General features: G+C 61.2%; 1 protein-coding gene. It reads right to left on the minus strand.

Translation table 11 applies throughout. The features are described from left to right. Positions 1–256 precede the first annotated feature (256 nt). A partial coding sequence (locus tag AWM79_RS13935; RefSeq protein WP_082712622.1) for an autotransporter domain-containing protein occupies positions 257–1,932 on the minus strand: 1,676 nt, incomplete at its 5' end.

A 1,932-nucleotide genomic window follows, 5' to 3' on the forward strand; every position in this document is an offset into this window, starting at 1 on the left:
GCCCATCAGCCAAAGTCGCACGCGCAGCTGTAGGCGCGGGATCTAGTGGTCTGTGTGGTGAGTTCTATGAGTCAATTTCGGCGCCACAAGTCCCTGACCGGCGTTGCTGTTCCTCGCCATAGCCGGCTGGGCCACAGCGCCTTGGCCATGAACTGCTGGCATCCGAACTTGAGCTAACGAACTCACTGTACAGGCCACTAGCGTTTTCACGGACCTCTTCGCGAGCGAGCACCGCTCCTACAGTTAGGAGGCTTGTTTAAAAAGCCATCTTCCACTGGCCCATGACCCCATTGTTGCGGCTACTGTTACCCACTTCTCCGTTATAAGCCACGCCGATGGAGTGTCTAGCCGACAGGTTAAGGTCCAATCCGGCTTCGATCACCAGGCTGTCGCGGTCTTGACCAATGCCCTTGGTGGTGAAGGTCTTGCCGGTTGCCTGGTTTGCCTGGGTGGTGGTGCTGTCGAGCGATCCGTACATATGTTTCCAGCCCGCGCTCAGGCGAGGAGCCAGGCTCATCTTGTTGTCCATGTACTTGATGCTGGCGGTGCGCAGGCCGAAGGTAGTGCTGAAGTTGTCCAGGGTCTGTGCACTGGCTTTCAGTCCGGCTTCACCGCCTTTTTCCGTGTAGCCCTTGCGCGAGTAACGTTGGTAGCCGAGGTTGGCGAAAGGCTCGGCGCTCAAGCTGTCGCTACCCAAGTTGTAGCCGATTTCGGCGAAGGCTTGCTGGCTAGTGGCGTCGTAGTTGCCGGTGAGACGGTCCTTATAACCGCTGAACTCCACGTTGCGTTCGGTCTTGCCGTAGTGGTTGCTGTGGATCGCGCCAAGGCGCAGAGCCACGGGGCCGCTCTGATGCAGGGCGTAGGCACCGACATGCCAACTGTCCAGGTCGCCCTCGAAACGGCTGCCTTTATGCTTGGATTGTGATTTGGCGCCCAGCAAGCCCATGCGCCATCCATCGTCCAGCGCCCAGTCGACGCCCATCGCCAGGCCTTTGGTGTTCTGTTCAAAGTCCTTCTGGCCCTGTGTTTGCTCCAGGGTGCTGGCATTGTTCAGGGCCTGGACCCACAGGCGAGTTTCATTGGGCTTGATTTGCGAATGCCCCGACAGCGACACCTGACCGGGCCCGCCATTTTGACCCGCGAGCCGGCGCTGCGAAGGATCGTTGCCGAGCTGGCGCATGGCCGAAAGGGCGCTGTTGCCCACTTGGCTGGCGCCGCTGAGAGTAGCTGCACCCAGGTTGGCGTTGCCCGCGCCGGAAAGCTGCGTCCAGGCATCTCTTTTGGCCACGGAGCCCAGGCCAGCCAGGGCCTTGTTCAGTGGCGACTCGATCGGTCTTGGGACGGGTGGCTTGGTATTGCCGCCTTGGCCGCCCTTGGGGGCGTCCGCCTGGGGTTGCTGCGTGGCCTGTGTTTGAAGGTTCGAGATCTTGTGTTCGAGGTCTGCGATCCTTTGCATGTTTTCCGGGTTGTTAGCTATTTCCTCCAGACGCTTGGAGCCTTCTGAACGCAGCTCGTCGAACTGGGCCTGCAGGGTTTCGAGTTTCTTCCCGTTCTGGTCGACTTTCGCGAGCGTTTGCGCGTTGACCTGTGCGCCATCTCTGCCAGCGACACCCTGTTCGCCGCGCAGACCTTGTTCTCCGCGTTTTCCCGGCACACCTTGCTCGCCGCGCAGACCTTGCTCTCCGCGTTCTCCCGGCATGCCCTGTTCGCCGCGCAGACCTTGCTCTCCACGCTCTCCCGGCACACCTTGCTCGCCGCGTAAACCTTGCTCCCCACGTTCGCCCGGTACGCCTTGTTCGCCGCGCAGACCTTGCGCTCCGCGTTCTCCCGGCATGCCCTGTTCGCCGCGCAGACCTTGCTCTCCGCGTTCTCCAGGCACGCCTTGTACGCCGTGCAGACCTTGCTCTCCACGTTCTCCCGGCATGCCCTGTT

Origin of the sequence: Pseudomonas agarici (assembly GCF_001543125.1) — a bacterium.
Classification (GTDB): domain Bacteria; phylum Pseudomonadota; class Gammaproteobacteria; order Pseudomonadales; family Pseudomonadaceae; genus Aquipseudomonas; species Aquipseudomonas agarici.